This window comes from Bacteroidales bacterium (assembly GCA_016707785.1).
Classification (GTDB): Bacteria; Bacteroidota; Bacteroidia; order Bacteroidales; family UBA4417; genus UBA4417.
Window position 1 is genome coordinate 1 of sequence record JADJGZ010000010.1, and the last position, 22,699, is coordinate 22,699.

Here is a 22,699-nt window from a genome sequence, read left to right on the forward strand (position 1 = left end):
ATCACATGCCCGGATTGAATAGGTCCAATGCATCCATCAGCCGATGTTTCCTGAACTGTTAATATGAAATCTCCGGGAAGATTCCATGTTTGATAAATCTCAAATGTATTACTTGCCTGGATCACCCCATCAATTTTCCACTCATAGGTGGAACCGGGCAGTCCATTAATCCAATAGTGCTTGGTAGCCCCGATACATACTGAATCCGGCATAGCTATCTGTGCACCGGCTTTGAATCCGGCGACCAGCAGCAGTGCTAAGATTAGTATATATCGGAACTTACTAAGCATGGGCTGATTGGGTATTGGGTTTTGGGTAATTGGGTTTCTTTAATTTCAGTTAGGTTACTTCCTGGTTACTTTTACTACGTAACCAGGAAGAATGAATCATCATATCAGATCAGTTAGTTATGCCAGATTCCTGTGTTTGCAGGTGCTGGATTAACTGTGATGCTTGTGCTGTCAGAATTGGTACATGTGCCATTGCTATATGTATAAGTAATGACGAATGTTCCTACTCCTGAAACTGTAGGATCGAAAAGATTACCTGAAACTCCAGTGCCACTGAAAGTGCCTCCAGCAGGAGTACCTGTTAAGGTTACCAATCCTGCATTAATACAGACCGGTCCTACTGGTGTGATAGTTACAACAGGGAGTGCATTGATAGTAACACTGGTTGTAGTAGTATTGGAACAGGTTCCGTTAGAGAAACTATAGGTTACCGTATAGGTTCCAGCTGTACTTGCAACAAGGTCAATGGTTCCGGTAGCAGGATCTATAACTAAACCAACAGTTGAACTATAGGTACCACCTGCTTGTCCTGTCTGAGTTACGGTAGCTGTACCAGTAGCACAATAAGGTGATCCGGCATAAGCGATAGTTGCAACTGGCAGTGCGTTAATAGTAACACTGGTTGTAGTTGCAGGTTCCGTAGAGAAACTATGGGTGGTATAGGTTCCAGCTGTACTTGCACAAGGTCAATGGTCGGGTAGGGGATCTATAACAATTGAACAGAGTACCACCTGTCTGTCTGGTCGTAGTTGTACCGGTACAATAAGGTGATCCGGCATAAGCGATAGTTGCACTGGCAGTGCGTTATAGTAACACTGGTTGTAGTAGTATTGGAACAGGTTCCGTTAGAGAAACTAGGTAACAGGTAGGTTCCAGCTGTACTTGCAACGAGGTCAATGGTTCCGGTTGCAGGATCTATAACTAAACCAACTGTTGAGCTATAAGTACCACCGGCTTGTCCTGTCTGAGTTACTGTAGCTGTACCGGTAGCACAATAAGGTGATCCGGCATAAGCGATAGTTGCAACTGGCAGTGCGTTAATAGTAACACTGGTTGTAGTAGTATTGGAACAGGTTCCGTTAGAGAAACTATAGGTAACGGTATAGGTTCCAGCTGTACTTGCAACAAGGTCAATGGTTCCGGTTGCAGGATCTATAACTAAACCAACAGTTGAACTATAAGTACCACCTGCTTGTCCTGTCTGAGTGACTGTAGCTGTACCGGTAGCACAATAAGGTGATCCGGCATAAGCGATAGTTGCAACGGCAGTGCGTTAATAGTAACTGGTTGTAGTAGTATTGGAACAGGTTCCGTTACGAAACCGGAGGTAACAGTGTAAGTGCCAGCTGTACTTGCAACGAGGTCAATGGTTCCGGTTGCAGGATCTATAACTAAACCAACAGTTGAACTATAGGTACCACCTGCTTGTCCTGTCTGAGTTACGGTAGCTGTACCGGTAGCACAATAAGGTGATCCGGCATAAGCGATAGTTGCAACTGGCAGTGCGTTAATAGTAACACTGGTTGTAGTAGTATTGGAACAGGTTCCGTTAGAGAAACTATAGGTAACAGTGTAAGTGCCAGCTGTACTTGCAACGAGGTCAATGGTTCCGGTTGCAGGATCTATAACTAAACCAACTGTTGAGCTATAAGTACCACCGGCTTGTCCTGTCTGAGTGACTGTAGCAGCCAGTAGACAATAAGGTGATCCGGCATAAGCGATAGTTGCAACAGGCAGTGCATTAATAGTAATGCTGGTGGTAGTCGTATTGGAACAGGTTCCGTTAGAGAAACTATAGGTAACGGTATAGGTTCCAGCTGTACTTGCAACGAGGTCAATGGTTCCGGTTGCAGGATCTATAACTAAACCAACAGTTGAACTATAAGTACCACCTGCTTGTCCTGTCTGAGTGACTGTAGCTGTACCGGTAGCACAATAAGGTGAACCGGCATAAGCAATAGTTGCTACAGGGAGTGCATTGATAGTAACACTGGTTGTAGTCGTATTGGAACAGGTTCCGTTAGAGAAACTATAGGTAACAGTGTAGGTGCCAGCTGTACTTGCAACGAGGTCAATGGTTCCGGTTGCAGGATCTATGACTAAACCAACTGTTGAACTATAGGTACCACCAGCCTGTCCTGTCTGAGTTACAGTAGCTGTACCTGTAGCACAATAAGGTGAACCAGGATAAGAAATAGTAGCGATAGGTTGTGGATTAATAGTCACAACAACTGGCTCAATATCTGTACAAGCTGGAAGAGTTCCAGTTGTTGCCATAATGTAATAGGTACCGGAAGTCCCAACTGCATTGGGATTAACTAAAGCAATAGTGGCTCCTGCATCAGTCCAGTAACTTAATGTTGTGCCAACAGGTAGGGTGCTGCCTGCTGTAATTGCCGCTGCTGTGAGATCAACGGTTCCAGGAGCGCAAATGGCCGGAGGATTGGTGATTACCAATACCGGTGCAGGCAATACTGTTACCGCAAGCGTTTGTGTAGTGGTACATCCATTTGGGCCTGGTTCTGTTTCTGAAACTGTTACTGTGTAAGTAACCGGAACTGCAACATTTGCCCAGTTCACTATAACAGTATAGGCATTTCCGTTAGGGGTAACTGTCCAGTCGGTACCTGAAACTCCGGGTGTGATTGACCAGTTGAAGGTGTTTCCAGTATTACCTGGAACAACCCAATAGTCAACCGGACCGGGACATATAGAGTGTGGTAAAGTACTCTGTCCCCATCCTTTGAAACCAATGACTGATATCATTATGATCAGCAGCCATTTCATTGATTGTAACTTAGTTTTCATAAGTTGGGTTTTTGGATTATTGTTTGTTTTATAGTTATTTTCTCTTTAATTCTTTGATTTTCAGTTTATGTTGAGTACCGCCATCGCGCCTTCCAATCCCCTGGAAGTTCCAGGAGTTTGAGCCAGTTTAGAAGTCGGTTAATGGTTGTCATGATTTGTAATGGTTTGATATTTAATTTTTTGGGTATTGGGTTTGGGTAATGGGTCAGTTATTTTTTCAATATGTTTTTATTACTTTGGTTTACATCGGGTACTAGAAATGTGTGATTAATGAAGTGGCAGGTAACGGCACTATCGTTACACTGGCGTTTCCTGTCATAGTTGTTGAACAGGAAGTAGATACCATAGTAGCTACCACGGTATATGTCCCAGCCGCTGTCTGATTTCCAAAGCTGATAGCACCCCCGGTGCCAGCGACTGGTAATCCTGTGTTTACGCCCCCAATCTGCAGTTGATAGCTTACTCCCAGCTGTGATCCCGTTAATCCTACCGGAACTCCGGCTCCTCCTGCACAATAACTTCCTCCTCCTGTCACACTATATGGATCAGGGATGGCTTTTATTTCGACAATAGTTGTGGTTGTACCTGGACAAGTTCCATTGGTGAAACTGTAAGTAACTGTATAAATGCCGGATGAGCTTGATGCCAGATTGATCTGCCCGCTAACTGGATTTATTGAGAGCCCTGCAGGTGCCGATGTAAAAGTTCCACCGGCCTGGCCGGACTGGATAACATTTACAGTTCCAACCGGACAAAAAGGTCCTCCGGAATAGGAGATGGAAGCATTTGGTAGTGGATTGACCAGTACATTAAAAATCGTTGGTGAAACAGCACTGCAACCATTAGCCGCCGTGTAGTTTACACTAACAGTCTGAGGACCTGTGGAACTCCAGGTAACTGTAACACTATTGTCATTGATCCCACCCCTGAAGTTATTGTTCCACCTGCTGATACAACCCAGCTGTAATTCGACATGCCGGCTGCAGTTGAATAAATATTTCCGGTTGCGCCTACACAAGCTGAATTTGAGCCGGTGATAACAGGTATAGGCGCGGGTTTTATTGTTACTACCATAAAATCTGTAACCGGGCCTGGACAAGGAGCAGAAGGCTTTGGGGTGGATAGTGTGAGAGTAACTGTTCCGTTTGTAATATCTGTAATACCTGGTGTATAAGTGGCATTAAGTGTGTTTGCATTGGGTGAAAAGTGCCATCTCCACTGCTGGACCAGGTTATTGAAGGAGTTGTACTTCCAACAGATGCAGTTCCCAGTTAATGAGACATTCTGCCCGGCACAAATGGATTGATCATCACCGGCATTTACCAAAGCTTCAGGGTATGCCCTGACAATCCTGGTAGCAGGTGTTCCATTTCCACAGGCATTCACAGCATATACACTCAAGGTTCCTGTGGTAAAAGCTGGAACAGCCGAAAAATCCATTGTAATGGAATTCGTATTGGATGGCGCATTGATTACTGCATTGCCGGCACTGTAAGACCAAACATAACTGAGTGCACCTGGTACCGGGTTGACTGAAAAAACAACTCCTGTGGTTGGAACGCAAACGTTAATTGTAAATATATTCCATGTTGGAGTTGCAGGAAGTGGATCAATTACTAAAGCAACAGATGTACATGCCGAACTCCCGCAGCCACTTTCCCATCTTGCATAATAAGTAGTATTTATTCCAGGGGCTGTTATAGTCAATGGTGAACCTGAACCAACAAAAGTTCCGCCACAACTGCCCGAATACCAGTTAAGTACAGGACCGGCACCTGTTCCGCCATCACCCCCGGTAGCAGTTAATACCACACTGGCTCCTGCACAAACAGGATTTGGAGAGGCACTTGCCGAGGTTGGGGCTGTAGGTTTGGTAAGAACTGTCACTGTAACACTCGCACAAGTCGATGAACCACATCCATTCTGCCAGCTTGCATAATAGGTAGTGGCAACACTGGGTGAAGGCAGACTGAATGAGGCTCCTGTACCAATGAGTGTTCCCCCGCAACTTCCGGTATACCAGTTTAATGTAGAGCCGGATCCACCAGTTACTGAAAGGGTAATATTGCCAGGATCATCCTCGCAGAAGTTATTTCTATCGGATTGAGCAGTAAGAGGTGCCTGTGGAAGCGGATTCACTGTAATGTCAATACTTGCACAACTTGAATTTCCGCATGAGCTTTCCCAACGGGCAAAATACGTTGAATTTGACGCCGGAGCGGATATGGTTAGTGGAGATCCAGTTCCAACTAAAGTTCCGCCACAACTTTCGGTATACCAATTCAAAATTGGACTTGATCCGCTGCCACCATTTCCACCATTGGCAGTCAGCGTAAGGCTTGTACCTGCACACAGGGTTGTTGCAGATGCAGTTATACTCGTTGGGGCGACAGGGAGAGTATTTACATTTACTGTAACAGAAACACAGGCCGAATTTCCACATATGCTTTCCCATCTTGCATAATAGGTGGTTGTTACAACCGGAGAAGGAATAATGAGTGTGGGACCGGTTCCTGCCAAAGTACCCCCACAACTGCCGGTATACCAGCTTAATGTACTACCTGAACCTCCAGTTGCAGTCAGTTCAATATTTCCTGCATCATCAGCACAGAAATTATTCCTGTCAACCTGGGCCGAAGTGGGATCAACCGGAACTGGTGAAACTACTACTACCACGCTTTGTACCTGTGGTGCACATCCATAACCATCTTCTACTGTAAGGTAATAAGTGCCGGCATGTGAGGCGTTAACATTATTGATAACAGGATTTTGAAGGCTGGAAGTAAATGAATTCGGACCTGTCCATGAAAAAGTAAATGGAGGGATTCCACCTGTAAGATTGGCATTCAGGTTTAGGTCACCACCCATACAAACGGCTCCACCTCCATTGGCAGTGGGTGAAACTGTGGCTGGTGCTGAAGAAAGCGTCCCAAAAGAAATATCATCAAGCCCAAAGTCATTACCTCCCGGGTCTGTATTAAGGTTAATAATTCTAATAGTTGCAGAAACAGCCCCTGCAGGTGAAGTCCAGAATGGAGTGCTGTAAAATCTTACCCAATTGGATAAGGCAACCTGGGATTCATCAGTTGGTTTTGGGGCAATATTTAGGTCAGCTATACTACCTACCTGTTCTGTTCCATTTTGTATGGTAACAATTTCAAATTGAAGACGGGCTGGTGAGGCTGGATTAAGATTCATCCCCCAGGCGCTGAAATAATAGGGAGTGTTAGGCTGAATGGTTACCGTTTGTTGCCAGATCACCTGGGAGGTATTAATACTCCCGTTAATCATCATAAAATTTCGGGACCCGATTGAATTATTCGTGTGATCCCGACCATGAAAATTGTTGTGATACCCCTGGGGTGCACCCGGGTAATTTGACCAGGCACTGGTATTAACTGCATAAAAACCCTCCGGATAGAGCCCTGAACCTGCAGTTCCATCATAGTAAGCCTGGTTTTGTGTATATCCTGTTATGAACGCAGGAGTTGCTGCATTGAAATTCGTAAAACTTCCATCCAAAACCAGTTCATTGGCTACTGTTAATACTGCTGAACCCTGGCAACCATAAGAATTGGTAACATTAACACTATAAACACTGGCATGGTCAACAGTAATAACCTGTGTAGTAGCTCCGCCGATTGGAATACCGGATTCATACCATTGGTAAGTAAGTCCGGCCGGATTGGCAGTAAGTATAATATTCCCCGGACTCGAGCAATAATCGGCTGTGATCGTTGGAATGGTGGTCGGATTAACTGTTACAGTAAAAGTGCGGGCCGGACCTGTACACAGAGAGGGTGACTTGGCAACTACACTTATGGTAGTTGTAATTGGACTTCCGGTTAAATTAACTGTTGTATAGGCCGGGATGTTTCCCGGTCCTGATACCCCAAATCCGATGTCAATACTGCTGGTCCAGGTATATGTACTCAAGGCTATTGAACTTCCGAAGGAACTGGCTGCCACAACAACCCCACTGCAATAGGTTGCATTGGAAATTGGGTTTACAGTAGGGCCCGGTTCTACGATTACTGTAATTGTTTTTTGGGTTCCAATACACGAACCTGCAATCGTAGTGGGTGTCACGATATATTGTACTGATCCGTTAACGGTATTGCTGGTATTGGTGAGAATCTGGTTAATTGGATTTCCCGAACTGGCACTGGCACCGCTAACACTCGTCGGCAAAGGAGAGATTGTACCAATGGTCCATGAGTAGGTGCAAGGACTCCCTGATGTAAGCAAAATATTAGGCCCTGTTCCTGTACATGTGGTATAGGGCCCGTTGTTATTGACTGTTGGAGTAGCAACAGGAGTAACTGCGAGAGTGCGGGGCGTTCCATTTCCACAGGTATTGGAAGGGGTCACCTGGATATTTCCTGCTGTAGCGCTTACAGTAACTGTAATCGAATTGGTGTTTCCTCCGCCGGTTTGAACCCATCCTGCAGGGAAAGTCCAGTTGTAAGTAACACCCGAAACATTAGTAACGGAATAACTCTGGGTAGTCCCTTCACATGGGGTTGTCGCACCGGCGATAACAGAAGGCTGCGCCGGAACATCCATCGGGTTTACTGCAAGGGTCTGCGCTGTTCCGTTCCCACAGGAATTTGAAGGAGTAACCTGGATATTGCCGCTTGTGGCTCCTATAGTTACCGTAACTGAATTGGTATTTTGACCGGATACAATTACCCAACCAGATGGGAATGACCAGTTGTATGTTACACCAGCAACATTGGGAACAGAATAAACCAGGTCAGTCCCGATACAGGGAGTGATATTTCCTGAAATAGCACCAGGCTGGGCAGGCAAAGTAAGGATGGTAGCACAGGTTTCTGAATAACATTCGGTATTTGACAGTGATACTGAAACTGGATCTGGTGCAGCAGAACCAAATGTTATTGGGAAATCCCCGTAATTACTTTCTCCGGAATTGGCCCTGGTAAGGAATTGGTTGCTAAGAAATGTTGTTGGACTACCGGAGGTTGGAGGCTCATCGGTAATCATTGCAAACACCTTGATCGTTCCAATGGGACCACCCAATGCAGACCGGGATATAGCAAATTCAAAACCATTAAGATAATCTCCAATGCTACTATTGGCAATAAATCCAAAAAGATCTGAGGTGTTTGAAGTCCCAAGTAAGGTAAATGTATTCGTCTGCATATTATACAGATCGAAATAGGTATCACCAACAGCAGTATTGATGCCCAGGATATAATCCGGAGCAAAACCAGCGTCAAATGTGGTTCCGTAATTTAGGTTCTCCATGGCATGACAAGGGGTGCCATTTCTGTTTACCCAGGTGGATAAGTCATTGTACCCGCCAAGCTGACAATCAATGAAAAGAAGTACCCTGTTAGTGCTGTTGATGCTACCTGCAATTCCACCAAATAAATAGCTTTGTGTGGATTGAATATAAAGGGCATCGAGATTATTTCCTGCTCCGAAACCGCTTGGGTTGGGGCCACCAGCAGAAGTTGCCAATGGACTTCCCCAGGCTGATTCAGTCAGACTTCCATCAAATATAAAAGGAGAATATGAGCGGACACAAACCTGGTCGGTTGAAGTTAGTGCTGATGCAGGAGTAAAAGTTGTATTTGTTGAGGGCGCCCCCTGGGAAGTGCCATTTAATGTAAACTCAAAAATACTTCCGTTTCCTGCAGTGAAAGTGGGCGTACTGCCTTCACAAGGAGTTGCAGGGCTAATAGTTGGAGCAGGGGGTAAAGCATTGATGGTAACCTGGGTGGTAGCTGTTACCGTGCAGGCTCCCACAGTTTTTGTGTAAGTAACGGTATAGCTTCCGGCTGTACTTGTGTTCGGTGTGATGGCTCCGGTACTTGCATTAATGGATAAGCCTGCAGTTGAGCTAAAAGTACCTCCTGTGTAAGAGCCTGTACCTGTTAATGTAACGGTAACAGGGGTAGATGCACTGATGCAGAAAGGACTTCCAGCGTAGCTAATAGTAGCAGTGGTGACTTCAAATTCGTCAGCACCGATATCAGGGGCAGAACCTGTGCCAGTGTAACCTGCATTCCCCTGGCGAATCTCATTGTCATAATCATCAGTATAAGTGGCAATATTTACTGCTCCACTTTCAGCTAATGAAACCTGGGCACCACAGGATATAATATGCAAAAAGCCTGCATCTGTTCCCACAATGCTTGAAAAATTTGGGTCTTCTGTCTGGGAATTGGTTTCCCTTGGAGCAACCCTTGCTTTAAATGCGGCTAAAGTTTGATCAGAATTGGTGCCATCATAAAAGATGAGCCTGTTTGCAGCTGGAGTTCCACCATATAATAAATTGTTGTTTGAACTTACCCCGTAGTTTGTCAAAGTTGTGTTAGACCTCCTGTAGGCAGCTACAATTCCAGCTCCTTTGGGAGTCGACTTATTGACAATAATATTGTTTTCTGACAATTGAGGGTTGCAGTTGTTACGGTTGCATTAGTGATGTGATAAAAGTCCACTGCAACCCAAAAGTCCAGCTGTTGATGAAGCATTTAAGTAAATAGTATTGTAATAAACATTGATTGTTGAAAAGGTGTAGTTGATGTCAGAGGTTAATACCCATAACCGGGTTTGGCTGCATTGGCTGCGGGTCTTTAAGATCACCGATTAGGTTATTCGAAATATTATGGTTGTTCCTGCTGTAACATCAATGCCATTTACTGTTGAGCCAGTTGCATTGCTCCCTGATAAATTATAAATCTTATTCTTTAGAATGTTAGCAGATGAGGCTGATGTAATACCTAAAATCGTTGAAGCACCTGTTGTTGAAATTCACCAATAGTATTTCCGGAAATAATATTTGCAGTTCCGGCAGTATTCCCTAACTGAATACATGTGATATTTTCCCCTGATTCCGGTGATAGTGTTTCGGTATCACATTTATTCCTTTATTAAGGTTAAATACAGTAACCGCGAAATTTCCACAACTCCAGTTTGTAAAGATGTTATTGGAAATGGTCTTATTTGTTCCCGCTGAGCCATCCTGGTTTACCCATCCTGCCATGTTGGTATTGCCTGTAAGAGTTATATTGGAGAAATTATTTCCTGTATGGTTAATAATAGCTGTACCTGTGGAATTAGCTGTTGAAGTAAACAAAGTAACGGTTCCCCTAAGTTGCTTTTGAAAATGTACCTATAATGCTATTATTTGAAACAGTTTGAGTTCCACCATTAGGCACTGAAACATTATTTGATATAAAAGTCAGTGATCCGGAATTGCTTATGCTAAGATTGTTGAAAGTATTATCGCTGATATTCTGGGAGGCAGTTGCATTTGTATTGATAATAAAGGTGTTACCACCTGAACCATTTGAATTAATAATGCCCTGGAAGTTATTTCCACTAATGGATAAGTTTGTTGTCCCTGAGCCGGCAATGTTCGAAATTCCGGTTAATAGACCCGAATTGCCTGTAGTGTAAGTGAAGAAGTTTCCAGAGGAATTTCCTAGTTGATTGTTGTTAATGTTAATAGTTGTTATGACATTCCCTGTATTTCTTAACCCAAAAACACCTTGGGTAGGTCCTGATGTGCTACAACCATTAAAAATGTTATTGTTGATATTTAGTGTTCCAGGTGCAGATGCATTAACTATTCCATAAAATTCTCCTGCGGATGAACAGTTCAGTAAAGTGTTATTGTTGATGTTGATAGTTGATGTTGCCAGGCCTGTATTCCCTTGTGTTCTAATTACCTCATAAACCGAAGCTGAAGAATTTACCAGGGTAACCGTATTATAGGTAATATCATGAGTAAAAGTACCAGTAGGGGCATTAATAAAATCGATGTAAATACATCTTAGAGAATTTACGGTTGCCAGGTTCGCACTTGTCAGGGTATTATAATTAACTTTCAGTCCTTTTTGTGATGTGCAGAAAATTCCAAGGATAGTGCCAGGAACATTAGTAGCAACTGTGTTACCTGCATTATTCCCCCAATTTGTTGCAGTGTTTCCGGTTGCAGGTGTTGAGCCTCCAATTTCATTGCCATCATCCATCCGGTTATCTGTACCTGAGCCTACGAAAATAATGGGTAGGTTTACATTACTGATTGAATTACCATAAACCTTATTATTACTGTTACTCCCAGTAATATTGGTAATATCATTTGGTGTTAAAGGTGATCCTGTGGGTAAATGCCTTACACTGCTATATATACCACATGAATTTGTAAATGACCGGTTAAGTGAAATGGTATTATTTTGTATTGTATTGTTTTTGGCACCATTGGTAGCATTTGCATATAGCAGGGCAATTCCCCACTCTGTCATGGTGTTGCTGGCCACAGTAAAATTATTATTGCCGGAATTCTCTGTTAATGTAAAATTCTGAAGTGTAACGAAGTCTCCGCCCTGTATTTTGAATATGGCATCATTCCTTGATCCACCAGCTTGCAGCCCTGCAGTAATCGTATTGTTACTACCACTGATGGTTATTGTGTTCAGAACTGTACCCTGTGCAGAAATGATATATCCTCCGACAGGAGCAGTTTGTGGATTGCCGGGATTTAAAGAAATAGTAATAGGTGTTGTGAGTGCTCCTATAGCATTCAATTGTGTAATAGCAGCCTGAAGACTGGGATAGGTCGCTGCCATCCCGGCACCTGTTGCACTTACAACCTGTGCATTTGAAAGTGTGGAATTTAAAAGGAGGGTGATGAAAATGAAGAATGAAAATACTCTGCCCGTTGAAGTCAATAAATGAGAATGCACCTTCTGCCTGACACAGACCGGACCGAAAAGATGCATTAATAGTTTCATTTTGACGCAGTAATTAGTTCAACGTAGCAGGGCCCTGATACAGCTTGTCTTTCAACAGTTCAGAGAAGTTGAGCTAAAAGAAATGTAATATTCAGAAAATCAATTACATGAGATTGTTGATGCCTGTATTACGCATCATCTGTTTGTTAAAATATCCTCATGAATCTTTCATTATTTTACTTTCTGTTTTTAACCCAATTTACCCATGCCGAAATAATCTATTTTAATACCAAAAAATTTAAATAGTTGAAATACAGTATTATATAAATGTAATAATCCATTTTTCAATGAGTAGCGATTCCAGTATGGGACATTATCACCGCTTTATTTTCATTAATACACCATCTGTATCTTATCATCATATATTCAATATTTTAATAGGTTACTAAGCTTAGTGACTGTTAGAGATTTTTACAGTTCTTTCTTCTTGAACCCTTTCAAATATTTGCAGGTTTATTCAAATTCTGGATTCCTGGATTCTCCCGAAGGGAAGCCTTCTGCTTGGATTCTTGTCCGCCAGCCGGCGATGGATTCTTGAATTCTTAATACTAAACATTAATGTGTTTCTTCTCTTTAATTATGTCTTATCAAAGCTTTTAGAAGATCAATATTTTACCCTAATAATGAAATATATTTGAAGTAAGAGGAATTGGCTGAACCCATAATTGAGCAGCCCAACCCGCCTTCCAGCATCCTTCTCCCTGGTTATAAACCCTGCAATAAAACTGCTCTCCATCCATAGCAATTGTGACATTAGAAATCTCCAGACTGCTCGTTGTTTCTCCTGAAATCATTGAAAATGGATATATCTCCGGAATAATGTTCCAGTTTCCACTAATATCTAATTTCATCCACTTATAGGTATAAGGAGGAACTCCTCCAGAAACTGAAACTTCATAGATCACCTGATTGCCTTCACATACCCACTGTGTATCAGGTTGCTGATTAATCACAGGGGAATTGCCGGTACATGCTGTATGATGGATTCCCGGACTGGAAGGAACCTGTCCTGATTGGATCACTGGTGCCAAAACCTCCCATCCCTCATTACTCCCGGTGGAATCAGGAGAACAGATGCTATCAGCTCTTACTAAAGATCCATCTGCGAACCATGGGATTGAACTGTTTTCATAAATTACCTGGTCAATTTTCACGCTGCCATTGTACAAAACAGCACCATCCCTTCTGTTCCCATTCCAGCTGTTGCAGCAACTGCCCGGAATACTTCCCAGCCAGCTGCTATCCACAAAATCATGCGGGCCTCCAAAAACCGGATTGCTGTATCCACAGGTTTTTGCTTCTCCTGGCTCAATACTCCCAAGCAAGTTCCAGGTTTCACATTCAGCGAAATTGGCAATGGCTTTCACAGTCCAGCCTCCAAGGTTAATGGAATGGCTGGTTGGATTAAATATTTCAATATACCGGTCTGACTGGAAGGAATTTACCGGGTCGCATAGCTCTGAAATGATCAGATTGCCCCCATTTAATGCGCATGACTCTGTAAGGGTCTGGAAGTAGGCTGAACCCATAGAGAGGCATGTTCCTGTTACCTGTACTATGCCATTTCCACTTCCTTCAGCAACCCTGGCAGTGATCAGCTCATCTGATTCAACTTGAAAATAGCCTGCCGGAATGGAGTTTATACTCACCTGGCTTGCTCCCGTAAATCCTGTCCCGAAGATGTCAAGCAATGTGCCTGCCGGGCCATTCAAAGGATAAACAGAATCTACTTGTATAGCACAAGGCAGAATTCCTTCCAGACGAAGGTCATCCAATCGGAACTCGGTTGGACCAATACTCGTAAATCTCAGTGCAGTAATCGATGAAGGTAAAAAACCGGCTGCCTGTACTTCATGCCATCCTGCAGTCCCCGACCCGGAGGGTAAAACAATACTCAGATTGATCCAGGTAATACCATCAGGACTATATTCAAAAGATATTCCACTTCCGTCTTCAGCAGTGGTTGATTTCCTGATACCGAACTTTATTGTCAAATCGAGATATACACTTGCATCGATTCCTGATACCTGGAAGTTTTCCCCTACGGTATTTAGCATAATATTCCATGAGCCTGAAGCAGCAGGATAATCAGATGGAAAAGTGTTTCTTACATCCCCTGTCCCCGACATGAATAACTGATCATTTTCAAACCGGTCATTCACCTCCCAATCCGCAATAGCATCTCCATTCATCCCCCCGACTCCGTTGTACATTGATTCAATGTTAATGATGCTTACTTGCGCAAAAATGTTTTTGGAGATGAAAATGATGGCTATGATTGGAAGAATCTTATTAGAATATGTCATATCATTAGTATAGGAAAGAATAAATCCATACTGGTAAAAAAATGGAAATAGTAAAATGCTGATTGTCGGAATTGAATAATAATATAATTAGAGTTATTTTAAATAATCTTTTTGTTTTCCTGGTCCTTTATCCGAGTCACAATGTTTTTATCAATACTACTTGTCAATTCTTTTCATTCATCCGCTGCCGAAATCAGTTTCATCCACGTTCCATTGAACCCGAGTCAAAGTTTCATAGTAAAATCTCAAAACAACTTTATCGGAGTTCCTTTAATACAATCGGCCAAAATCCATTTCATCTGCGTCACATTATCCGAGCCTATGAAGCTACCTATAACTCAGAATGCATTATTTGCTTATTATGATTTTCAAATATTTTCCTTCGAAACTCGGCTTTCTTCCCGAAATTTAATAGTAATCCAACTTCAACATCAGTCCTCTTAGGTAATTTATCAATTGCCATTCAAATTCTACAACCATTGTTTCTGCTGCCTTTAATTCCAGAATAAGCTGATTCATGATAAATCAGATATCATAGTATTACACCTATGATAACAACTTGTAAAAGACTTTAATCTGTTTTTGGGCCTCAACATATAATCCTCTGTTCTTTAATTCAAGATACATTGAGTTTTGATAGACTTTTTCCAAAAAGCCAAAACCTAACACATTGTAAACATCATAAAAAGTCCTGATTATGGAGTTTGTTATCTCCTCGTGTAAGAGTATCATATCTGAAAATCAATTAAATAATAAAAATAAAATAACTGAAATAAATCAAAGCTAAGATAAGGTCTTGAATCAGAAAATTTGCGACTGTTAATAAAAAAAGCACAACCCATTCCGGGCTGTGCTTTTCCATTACATGACGAACCGAAGTCCTACAAGTTTATAATCTGTCGTTTACGAAGTTTTAATTTTCAGGTAATTCCTCTTTTTTTGATTCAATGTTATACTTCATCCCGGCATACAGTACGGCAAACAGAAGGATGATTTCAAGCCCATTTCCTGCAGGTGCATTTTCAGCTCCCTGGTTTCCACCCAAACCATGTCCATTGGCTGGTCCTCCATTCGGAGGTGGCGGAGGAGGAGGGGTTTGCCCGGAAACTTCCGGCCCTATTGAAAACTGGAGAAGCAATATGAGAATGATACACCTCAGGAATTTATTTGATAAAAGTTTCATGATTTTCAATGTTTTTTTTGTGGATTGGATTCACCTTTTTAGTTAGAAAATGCTCTATCGGATAACTACTTTTTTGCTGAAACATCTTCCTTCTGAAAGCACTGATACAATATATACTCCTGGCGACAGGTTGGAGTCCAGTTTCTGAATTCCAGTTCCTGACAATTTGGTCGAGTAAAGTGATTGTCCAATCATGTTAACAATTTGAACCTGGTAAACGGAGGTTGCTTTCTCATTCAGGATGTAAATAGTGTTGGCGGAAGAATAAATATTGATTTGTTCCTGGTGATTCTCTTCCATCCCGATAGGTGATCCAACCAGCAAGCGGAACCTGTTCCTGTTGTCATCAGGAGATGCAATGAAACTATAAACAGGATTCTGCTTCAAATTGGTGATGGTTCCTGTCTTGAGGTCTTCAAGCAGCACTTTACTGCTCAGGGTAAAATCACTAATTCCGGGAGCCGTGATCATGTAACTGCCTTGTAATCCAATCTTTGTGCTGATGTCAACAGTAAGATCATCATTAATCTCATTATAACGACTGATGGAGTAGTAATTTCCGTCTTTTACAGCATAAATTTCAGGCGATTCAGCATAGAAACTCCACCATTTATCAGTACCGCCAACTGTGTACGCGGGATCAAACGAAACTACCATTTCATCAGAATGGTTATCGAGACTGCTGCTCAGTTTTAGCTTTATAAATCCCGGATTGAAGGATCCTGATTTCAGGAAGTCCTGTGTGCTATGTGTCCGTACCTGGTTGTCCATTACAAGGTTACCATTATCAGCAGCCTGTACAAAAAATGCCTGTGTTGGAGCAATATACCTGTCTACTCCATTGGAACCGGATCCATCTGCATCTGCCGAATTGAAAGCGCCATAATTGGCTACTGCATCATTCCAAATCCAGTAATCATATCCTGAAGAGGTAGCATTTGCTTTTAATGCATCCCTGTTCCATCCGGAACTTGCTTTCCAGTCAATAGCAGAAGGATAAGGATTTCCAATGAGGTTGAAATTATTTGCTCCTTGTATGATGGCCCTCGAAACACTGCCATTATGAAGGTTCCCATTGAAGACATGGGTTTCAGGGGAGCCGGTGGCAGCATTCCAGTTGGTATTATAAGCCACAAGATATCCTCTCATCGATTCCATTGATGCCGGGGTGGTGCTTCCATATCCTGCAGAACTTCCGGTAATATCCAATGGCTCTGTATTGAATTCTCCATTCGGTTTACGAAGGTTCACCCAATATAATTGTGAGGTAATGCTTGAATTTGTATTCCAGTAATAGAAATCCCATTCCCAGGGTTGAGCTCCAAATGATAATGGTGATCCTGCTGGTGTTGGTGCAAATTCTGGCCATATGGATTGGTTCACGATAGGAGAAGCCAGGAAATGCCATTTCAGGTCATTGGCAATCATTCTTTCAAATTTTGCGGGAACATTGTTTGAGTTATGCATCAAAGATCCGGTAGATGTAGAGGAACTTTTGATCACCAATCCATTGACTCCGGCATTATTTACCAGAGCAGTATTTACGGTAAGCTGTTTATCCGCATCAATCTGTAGTTTCGCATTATTGGCAATGGTCAGGTTTTCACAGGTTTGACTGGTACTAGTCAATGTCAGAATCGCACCTGATGTGGTTGACACACCAAAGTTGCTGATACTTCCCGGTAAGCCATCACCGGTCACCTGGTTACTGCTGCCAGTATATGTATAATTGGCACCGGTACTGTAGCTTCTACTTCCATTCACCTGGATATTTCCATTGATTCCTGCAGAGGTAATCCCTGAAACAGATCCAATCCAAAGATTAGCTCCTGAGTTTAGGACAAAATTTCCATTACCGGTTATTTTGCTATTTCGTGTAATCAATGTAGCACCTGTTGAGACTTCGGTATTTCCAGCAACACTTAAGGTTGTAACTCCGGAGCCTGATCCCAGGTTTAACTTACCGCCTTCTATTTGTACATCTCCACCAACTGAAAGTGTTGTAGTTTGAGAAGATGCCAGTTGTAACTCGCTGGTACCAGTGCTGGTGATAATGAGATCTCCATTAATTGTACTTAAAGTGCCATTGAGATTTATTGCTGAATTCTGTGTAGCAAAATTCCAGTTGAAATTTCCGAATGCCTGGTTCAAACCAGCATAAGGGGTAGCATATACTGATAATATTTCACAGGTGGATTGGGCATCCCAATTGGCAACAGGGATCTCCGAGAAGGTAGCGGGTGATTTCTTGCCAAAGCTCCTTACATGCTGGTATAAACTACCTGAAGCAAAAGAAATGCTTCCTTCATTATTGATATCATCTTCGGATATCATGGTTCCATTCACAATAAGGTCTGTTCCGGGGCCATCATTGATATTGAGGAACCCATCCGGACACAACTCATTCCTGAGTGTCGCACCTGCTTCAACAATAACTTCATCAACTGTGACATCATTGGTTACTGTAACTGTATGGCCATTTCTGATGGAAACACTACCGTCAGTACTAACAGGATTTGTGACTGCGGCTTCCCAAAGGTTTCCTGCATCCGTTGAAACTTCCCAGGTACTCGCCAGGTTCCATGCTCCGGATTGAACACTTCTGTATATAGCCTGGCAGGGATCCTTAATAATGGTGAATGTATTTGAAACATCTCCCATAACTACTGGATCAGAGCTTACTACCCTTATTTTATAACTGTTGTTACCAGAAGCAGTATTGGCAGGAATGGTGATAGTTATTGATGTTTCTGAATTATTTGCAGTCCCGATGCTGACAGGAGTCGTAAAACTTCCTGTATTATCAGATAACTGGGCAGTAAATATATTGCCTGCATTAAATGTCCCATGGGTAAATGTAATAGTTCCGTTATCAGGTGTAGTACAATCAACGGTAAATGGAGCACCACTTACCACTGGAGCACCGATGGTTAACCCGGTAGTGGATACTGTTTTGATGTTGGAAGAGACACTTGTACAAGCTGTAGTATAAGCTCTTAACCGGTAATGGTAAGTTTGACCGGCATTTAAACCGGTAACAGGATAAGTGGTAACATTAGAAACATTCAGATTATCAAACCCGTTCACGAAGGTTGAGAAATCAATGTTTTCCGATACATCAAGGAAATAACCGTTAACTCCTGGAACTGCATCCCAGTTAGCAGTGAATCCTGATACAGTAATATTTGTTGCATCTGTTGCTACTGGGGCTGAAACCGGAATGACAGAAACTGTTGCTGATCCGGAAATGACAGCATCACAGCCATGAGCATCTGATAAGGCTACATTTGAAGAATTAAAGGTGATGGTTTCAGTGGGTGAAACACTAAAAATGATTGGACTGGGGCCATTATAATTGTTCCCGTTATAAGTAACCTGATAAGGGGCTGTTCCACCACTTATTGTAACAGTAAGGTTGGTTGAGCTTCCGCAATTAATGTTAGCTGAACCAGTGATAGTAGCTGTAAGCGGATCAGGCTGACTTAAGGTAACCACCTGGCATCCTGCATTTACGGTAACAGTTGCACTTCCGGTCATATCACCGGCATTTGCAGTACACTTCGAATCCGAAAGTGAAGTTACGGTATAAGTTTTTGTGCTTAGAGTATTTACTGCGAAAGTATAAGGAGAGGCGTTTATTCCATTTACGGTTACCGGGGTTGAGCCATCAGTATAAACCAGGTTCCATGGACCGGTGCCTGTTAATGTAATACTCAGGTTGGCGGTTTGCCCATAACATACAGTTTCAGTTCCGCTGATAACTGAGGTTGGCCGTGGGTTTACCACGATGGTAACAGGATTTGAAAATGTTGCAGCACAAACTCCGCTTTGCACTTCTGCCCGGTATTGCCAGCTACCGGCTGAAGTGGGGGTTTCAGAATAAGTGGTTGATGTATTGCTTATATCGGCCCAGCTTCCTGAATCCAGTTTCTTTTGCCACTTATTAATGCTACCGGTATGTCCGGATAAGGTCATGGTACCAGTCCCTGATCCCAAACAGACCGGACTGCTTCCGCCTGTAACACTGCCTCCAACACTGGTCGGATTAACATTAAGGGTGCCTGGGTTTGAGATTGCACTTCCGGCTGAATTGCTGAAAATTACGCGGTATTGATAGCTATTCAATGCATTGGTTGCCGGGTTAATGGTAAGAGATGAGGTTGTAGTTCCTGATGCAGTGCTTGTGTTAACTGAATAAGGTGAAGCAATGGTTAAATTGCTGAAAGAACCTCCTGTGCTGATTTGCCAGGTAGCAGTAGGAGTGGGGTTGCTATCAGTTGATTCAGCGGTGAAAATAGCTTCTGCATTATTGCAAACAGTTTGATCTGTTGGTTGTGAACTGATGGTGGGCGCTACATTTGTTACTGTATAAGTTATACTCACTCTAATGTAATCCACGTTGGCAGTGCGGCTATTTGTACTGTTTACTGCCAAAACTACCCCGAAATCACTTGCGTTAATGTCAGAAGAGGTCCAGGTAGTGCCCCATAAATTTGATGTACTACCATAATTCACGGCTGTTTCTGAATTGGTCCAGTCAGTCCCGGTTACTGCAAGATTATTCCCTACAATCGTTCCACCTTTAACAAGTTTAACAACATTATCTCTTACGTCTGCTCCACTTCCGGTTGTGCCATATCTGCCTATGGTAACCGTAATTCCGTTTATGGTAGCTCCAGAAGGTATGGCAAAACCATAACCAGTTGCTTTCAGGTAATTAGAGGTTGAATTATTTACAGCAGCGCTGCTATAGCTGTTATCATCTGCAGTTACCCTTGTAGGATTAGTCCATGCAACGGTACCCACTCCGGTGAGGTTGACACCAGTAGCAGGAAAGTTGGGGCCCACAGTTGTCTGAGCCTTGAGATAGAAGCCGGACAGGATAATGCTTGCAAGCAATATAATTGATTTTATTTTCATCTTTGAATGAAAGTATATTATTGATTCATGGAATGAGTTGAATCCGGAATCTGTTTTTAATTTATAGTTATATGAGGGTTTCATAGCTTTGTTTTTTTACAAGTGAGTTTTGATTAGACAGCAATTGATTCAATTAGGGAATCGAAATGGATTGGCATCCCGATGAGTCTTTAACCCTGATTTTAAATTGCACATTTGCCCCTAAACCATTAAATGTGTATGGATTTAAGGTGTTTCCACTTGTATAGTTTACGCCGTTATCAATTGAGAACTGGTAAGGGCCGACCCCATTGTTGGCAGTTATTGTTATCGAGCCATCCAGGGCTCCATTGCAGCTTGCATTAACGGTGCTGTTGATGGCAGTATTTGGAGAATAAACAACCACATCAATCTGTGCTCTTGGCCCTTCACAACCTACAGTTTGTGAAACATAATAGGATGTTGTGCCATTTGCAGATGTTGAAGGTGTTGGTGCGGTAGAAGAACCAATGCCTCCGGTTGCAGTTGTATACCATAATAAATTTGAGCCTGTTGCTGTTAATGGGACAGCCGTTGCATTTAAACAGTATGTAATGGGACTGACAACCGTGGGTGCAGCCGGTGGAGTACACCATGAGATTTTTACCTGTCCATTTGCTCCATTTCCTCCATTATAATTTGTTCCCCCATTTCGTAGAGCTCCTCCACCGCCACCGCCAGGGGTTAAACCTGCTGATCCGGCACCATCAGAACTATACTTACCTGCACCACCATTTCCTCCACCTGAAGGAGCTGTGGCTCCATTTTGATTTGTTGCATTAACTCCGTTTGCTGAAGTTCCGGCAGACGATCCTCCTCCTCCCCCGAAATCGGTAGTCGAATTAACACCACTGGCACCATTACCTCCACTGTATTTTATTGTACCTACTCCACTTGTGGCAGCACCTCCGGTAGCACCTGATTGCACACCACCTGCTGTGGGTGCACTGTTTCCTCCTTTGGCCATCACCGTAGATGCTGAGCCAAACCAGGAGTCACCACCTGCTGACGTTGTTGAACTTCCGGCTCCTACTGTAAGATTATAAACATTACCTGATGAAACAGTGAGAACACTTGAGGAATAAGCACCTCCGCCTCCTCCGCCTCCATAAGCATCTCCGCTGGTTGTACCTCCTCTTCCACCTGCTCCCCAACATTCTACTGTAATAGATGTTATTCCTTCAGGAACAATGAAATATCCACTGCTACTATAAGTTATGGGGTTTGAAGGTGCAGTTGAAGAGGTCTGACTTCCAACAGTTACTGCCGGTTCGCTGGCCACATATTGCCTGAGCCTTACCCAATCCACTTTAGTTGTCGTGCCTGATACCTCTGTAACTCCGAAGGTAACAAATCTCATATTGGATGCCACGGTTGTGGTTCTTGAACCATTGGTTACAGCCGCTCCGGTTGAATATAAATAGGTGTACCAGTTATAGGTGGATCCGTCGGTGATCCTCCATTGCGTGATGTAATTTGTGTTGCTTGTCATAGATGTTGAAGTAGGGTAACCATTCCAAAACACTTTTGATGTGGATGCAGCAGTTGCAGTCTCGGAAAAATATCCATAATCAAAACCTGTTGGGCTTCCACCGAATAAGCTATTGGAAGCATAAAACCTGTTCCTGTTATATGCTCCTTCCTGGTGCTTGGCCTCCAGGAGATAAGAAGTTCCTGCCGGTGTATATTCCGAAGAAATATAAGCCTGCCCAGTTGAATTAGTACTGCATGTTATAGTGACAATACCACCTGAAACAGAAACAGACCCACCTGAAGTGTTTTGTTGCCAGTTGGCACCAAGGCTCGATCCATTGAAATCATCAAAGAATTCAAATGTTGTATTACCATTACTTACTGCTGTGGCTCCGGCATTACCATAGTATAATACAAGAGCATCACTTCCTGATGTAGGTACTTTAACCCAAATAGTCGAAGTTCCTGCAGTATTCCAGCTTTCAATCCAATATTCACAGTTGTTATTGGCGTAATCATAGAATCTCAGGTCACTGCCATCACTTTTCATATTGGTATATTCTCCAGAAGACAATGTTACTTCAACTTGTTGATTCGCAAGGCTTGTGGCCGGACTCAATCCAACAACCCTGTAATAGGTCCAACTTGCTCCCGGCCCTTGTGCATTAAGCCACTTAGGTGAAAAACTGACAAGAGCCAGTAGTAACAAAATTGATAAAATATATCTTGAATGGGTTCGTCCAGCGTAACAACTTGCAGAAGCAGCAGTGTTAACATCGCTTGCTGAAAAAGCAATAATGTTTTTCATGAATTTTTAGTTTTGATAGGCTTGAAAATGAGAATTACTAGTTTATATTTATTTAACCGGAATCTTATTTATACCTAACTCCAAATAGTAGAAACTCCTCTGTGTTCAGAGATGATTGTTCAATA

10 protein-coding genes and 1 pseudogene are annotated in these 22,699 nt (G+C 42.7%); 1 reads left to right on the plus strand and 10 read right to left on the minus strand.

Going from position 1 to position 22,699, the window contains the following annotated elements:
* A partial coding sequence (locus IPH84_06795) for a hypothetical protein (protein MBK7172930.1) occupies window positions 1-290 on the minus strand: 290 nt, incomplete at its 3' end.
* A gap of 210 nt (window positions 291-500) precedes the next feature.
* Here IPH84_06795 and IPH84_06800 point away from each other — a divergent pair.
* Window positions 501-716, plus strand: a complete 216-nt coding sequence (locus IPH84_06800; GenBank protein ID MBK7172931.1) for a hypothetical protein — start codon at window positions 501-503, stop codon at window positions 714-716.
* Window positions 717-1,448: 732 nt separating this feature from the next.
* On the opposite strand, the gene IPH84_06805 is transcribed toward IPH84_06800, so the two are convergent.
* The 9 genes and pseudogenes from IPH84_06805 to IPH84_06845 all read right to left on the minus strand — a co-directional run bounded on the left by IPH84_06805 (window position 1,449) and on the right by IPH84_06845 (window position 22,574).
* Window positions 1,449-3,098: a hypothetical protein gene (locus IPH84_06805; GenBank protein ID MBK7172932.1), complete on the minus strand. Its 1,650-nt coding sequence runs from the start codon at window positions 3,096-3,098 to the stop codon at window positions 1,449-1,451.
* Between the two features lie 858 nt (window positions 3,099-3,956).
* Window positions 3,957-9,518 (minus strand): immunoglobulin domain-containing protein, encoded by a 5,562-nt coding sequence (locus IPH84_06810; GenBank protein ID MBK7172933.1) that lies wholly within the window; start codon window positions 9,516-9,518, stop codon window positions 3,957-3,959.
* A gap of 412 nt (window positions 9,519-9,930) precedes the next feature.
* Entirely contained in the window at window positions 9,931-10,206 is a 276-nt protein-coding gene (locus IPH84_06815) for a hypothetical protein (protein ID MBK7172934.1), read from the minus strand.
* A 13-nt stretch (window positions 10,207-10,219) separates the two neighbouring features.
* A complete protein-coding gene (locus tag IPH84_06820) occupies window positions 10,220-11,866 on the minus strand; it encodes a hypothetical protein (GenBank protein ID MBK7172935.1) in 1,647 nt (548 codons plus the stop codon).
* Between the two features lie 617 nt (window positions 11,867-12,483).
* Window positions 12,484-14,172 carry a lamin tail domain-containing protein gene (locus tag IPH84_06825; protein MBK7172936.1) on the minus strand — a complete coding sequence of 563 codons (1,689 nt, stop codon included), beginning with the start codon at window positions 14,170-14,172 and terminating at the stop codon, window positions 12,484-12,486.
* A gap of 331 nt (window positions 14,173-14,503) precedes the next feature.
* Window positions 14,504-14,904, minus strand: a pseudogene (locus IPH84_06830) (GxxExxY protein).
* Window positions 14,905-15,085: 181 nt separating this feature from the next.
* Complete coding sequence (locus IPH84_06835) at window positions 15,086-15,355, minus strand: hypothetical protein (protein MBK7172937.1); 270 nt, start codon at window positions 15,353-15,355, stop codon at window positions 15,086-15,088.
* A gap of 54 nt (window positions 15,356-15,409) precedes the next feature.
* On the minus strand, window positions 15,410-20,275 hold the full coding sequence (locus tag IPH84_06840) for a T9SS type A sorting domain-containing protein (protein MBK7172938.1): 4,866 nt from the start codon (window positions 20,273-20,275) through the stop codon (window positions 15,410-15,412).
* 133 nt (window positions 20,276-20,408) lie between these two features.
* The gene (locus IPH84_06845; protein ID MBK7172939.1) at window positions 20,409-22,574 is read right to left on the minus strand and encodes a DUF2341 domain-containing protein; all 2,166 of its coding nucleotides are present in this window, start codon (window positions 22,572-22,574) and stop codon (window positions 20,409-20,411) included.
* Window positions 22,575-22,699: the final 125 nt, after the last annotated feature.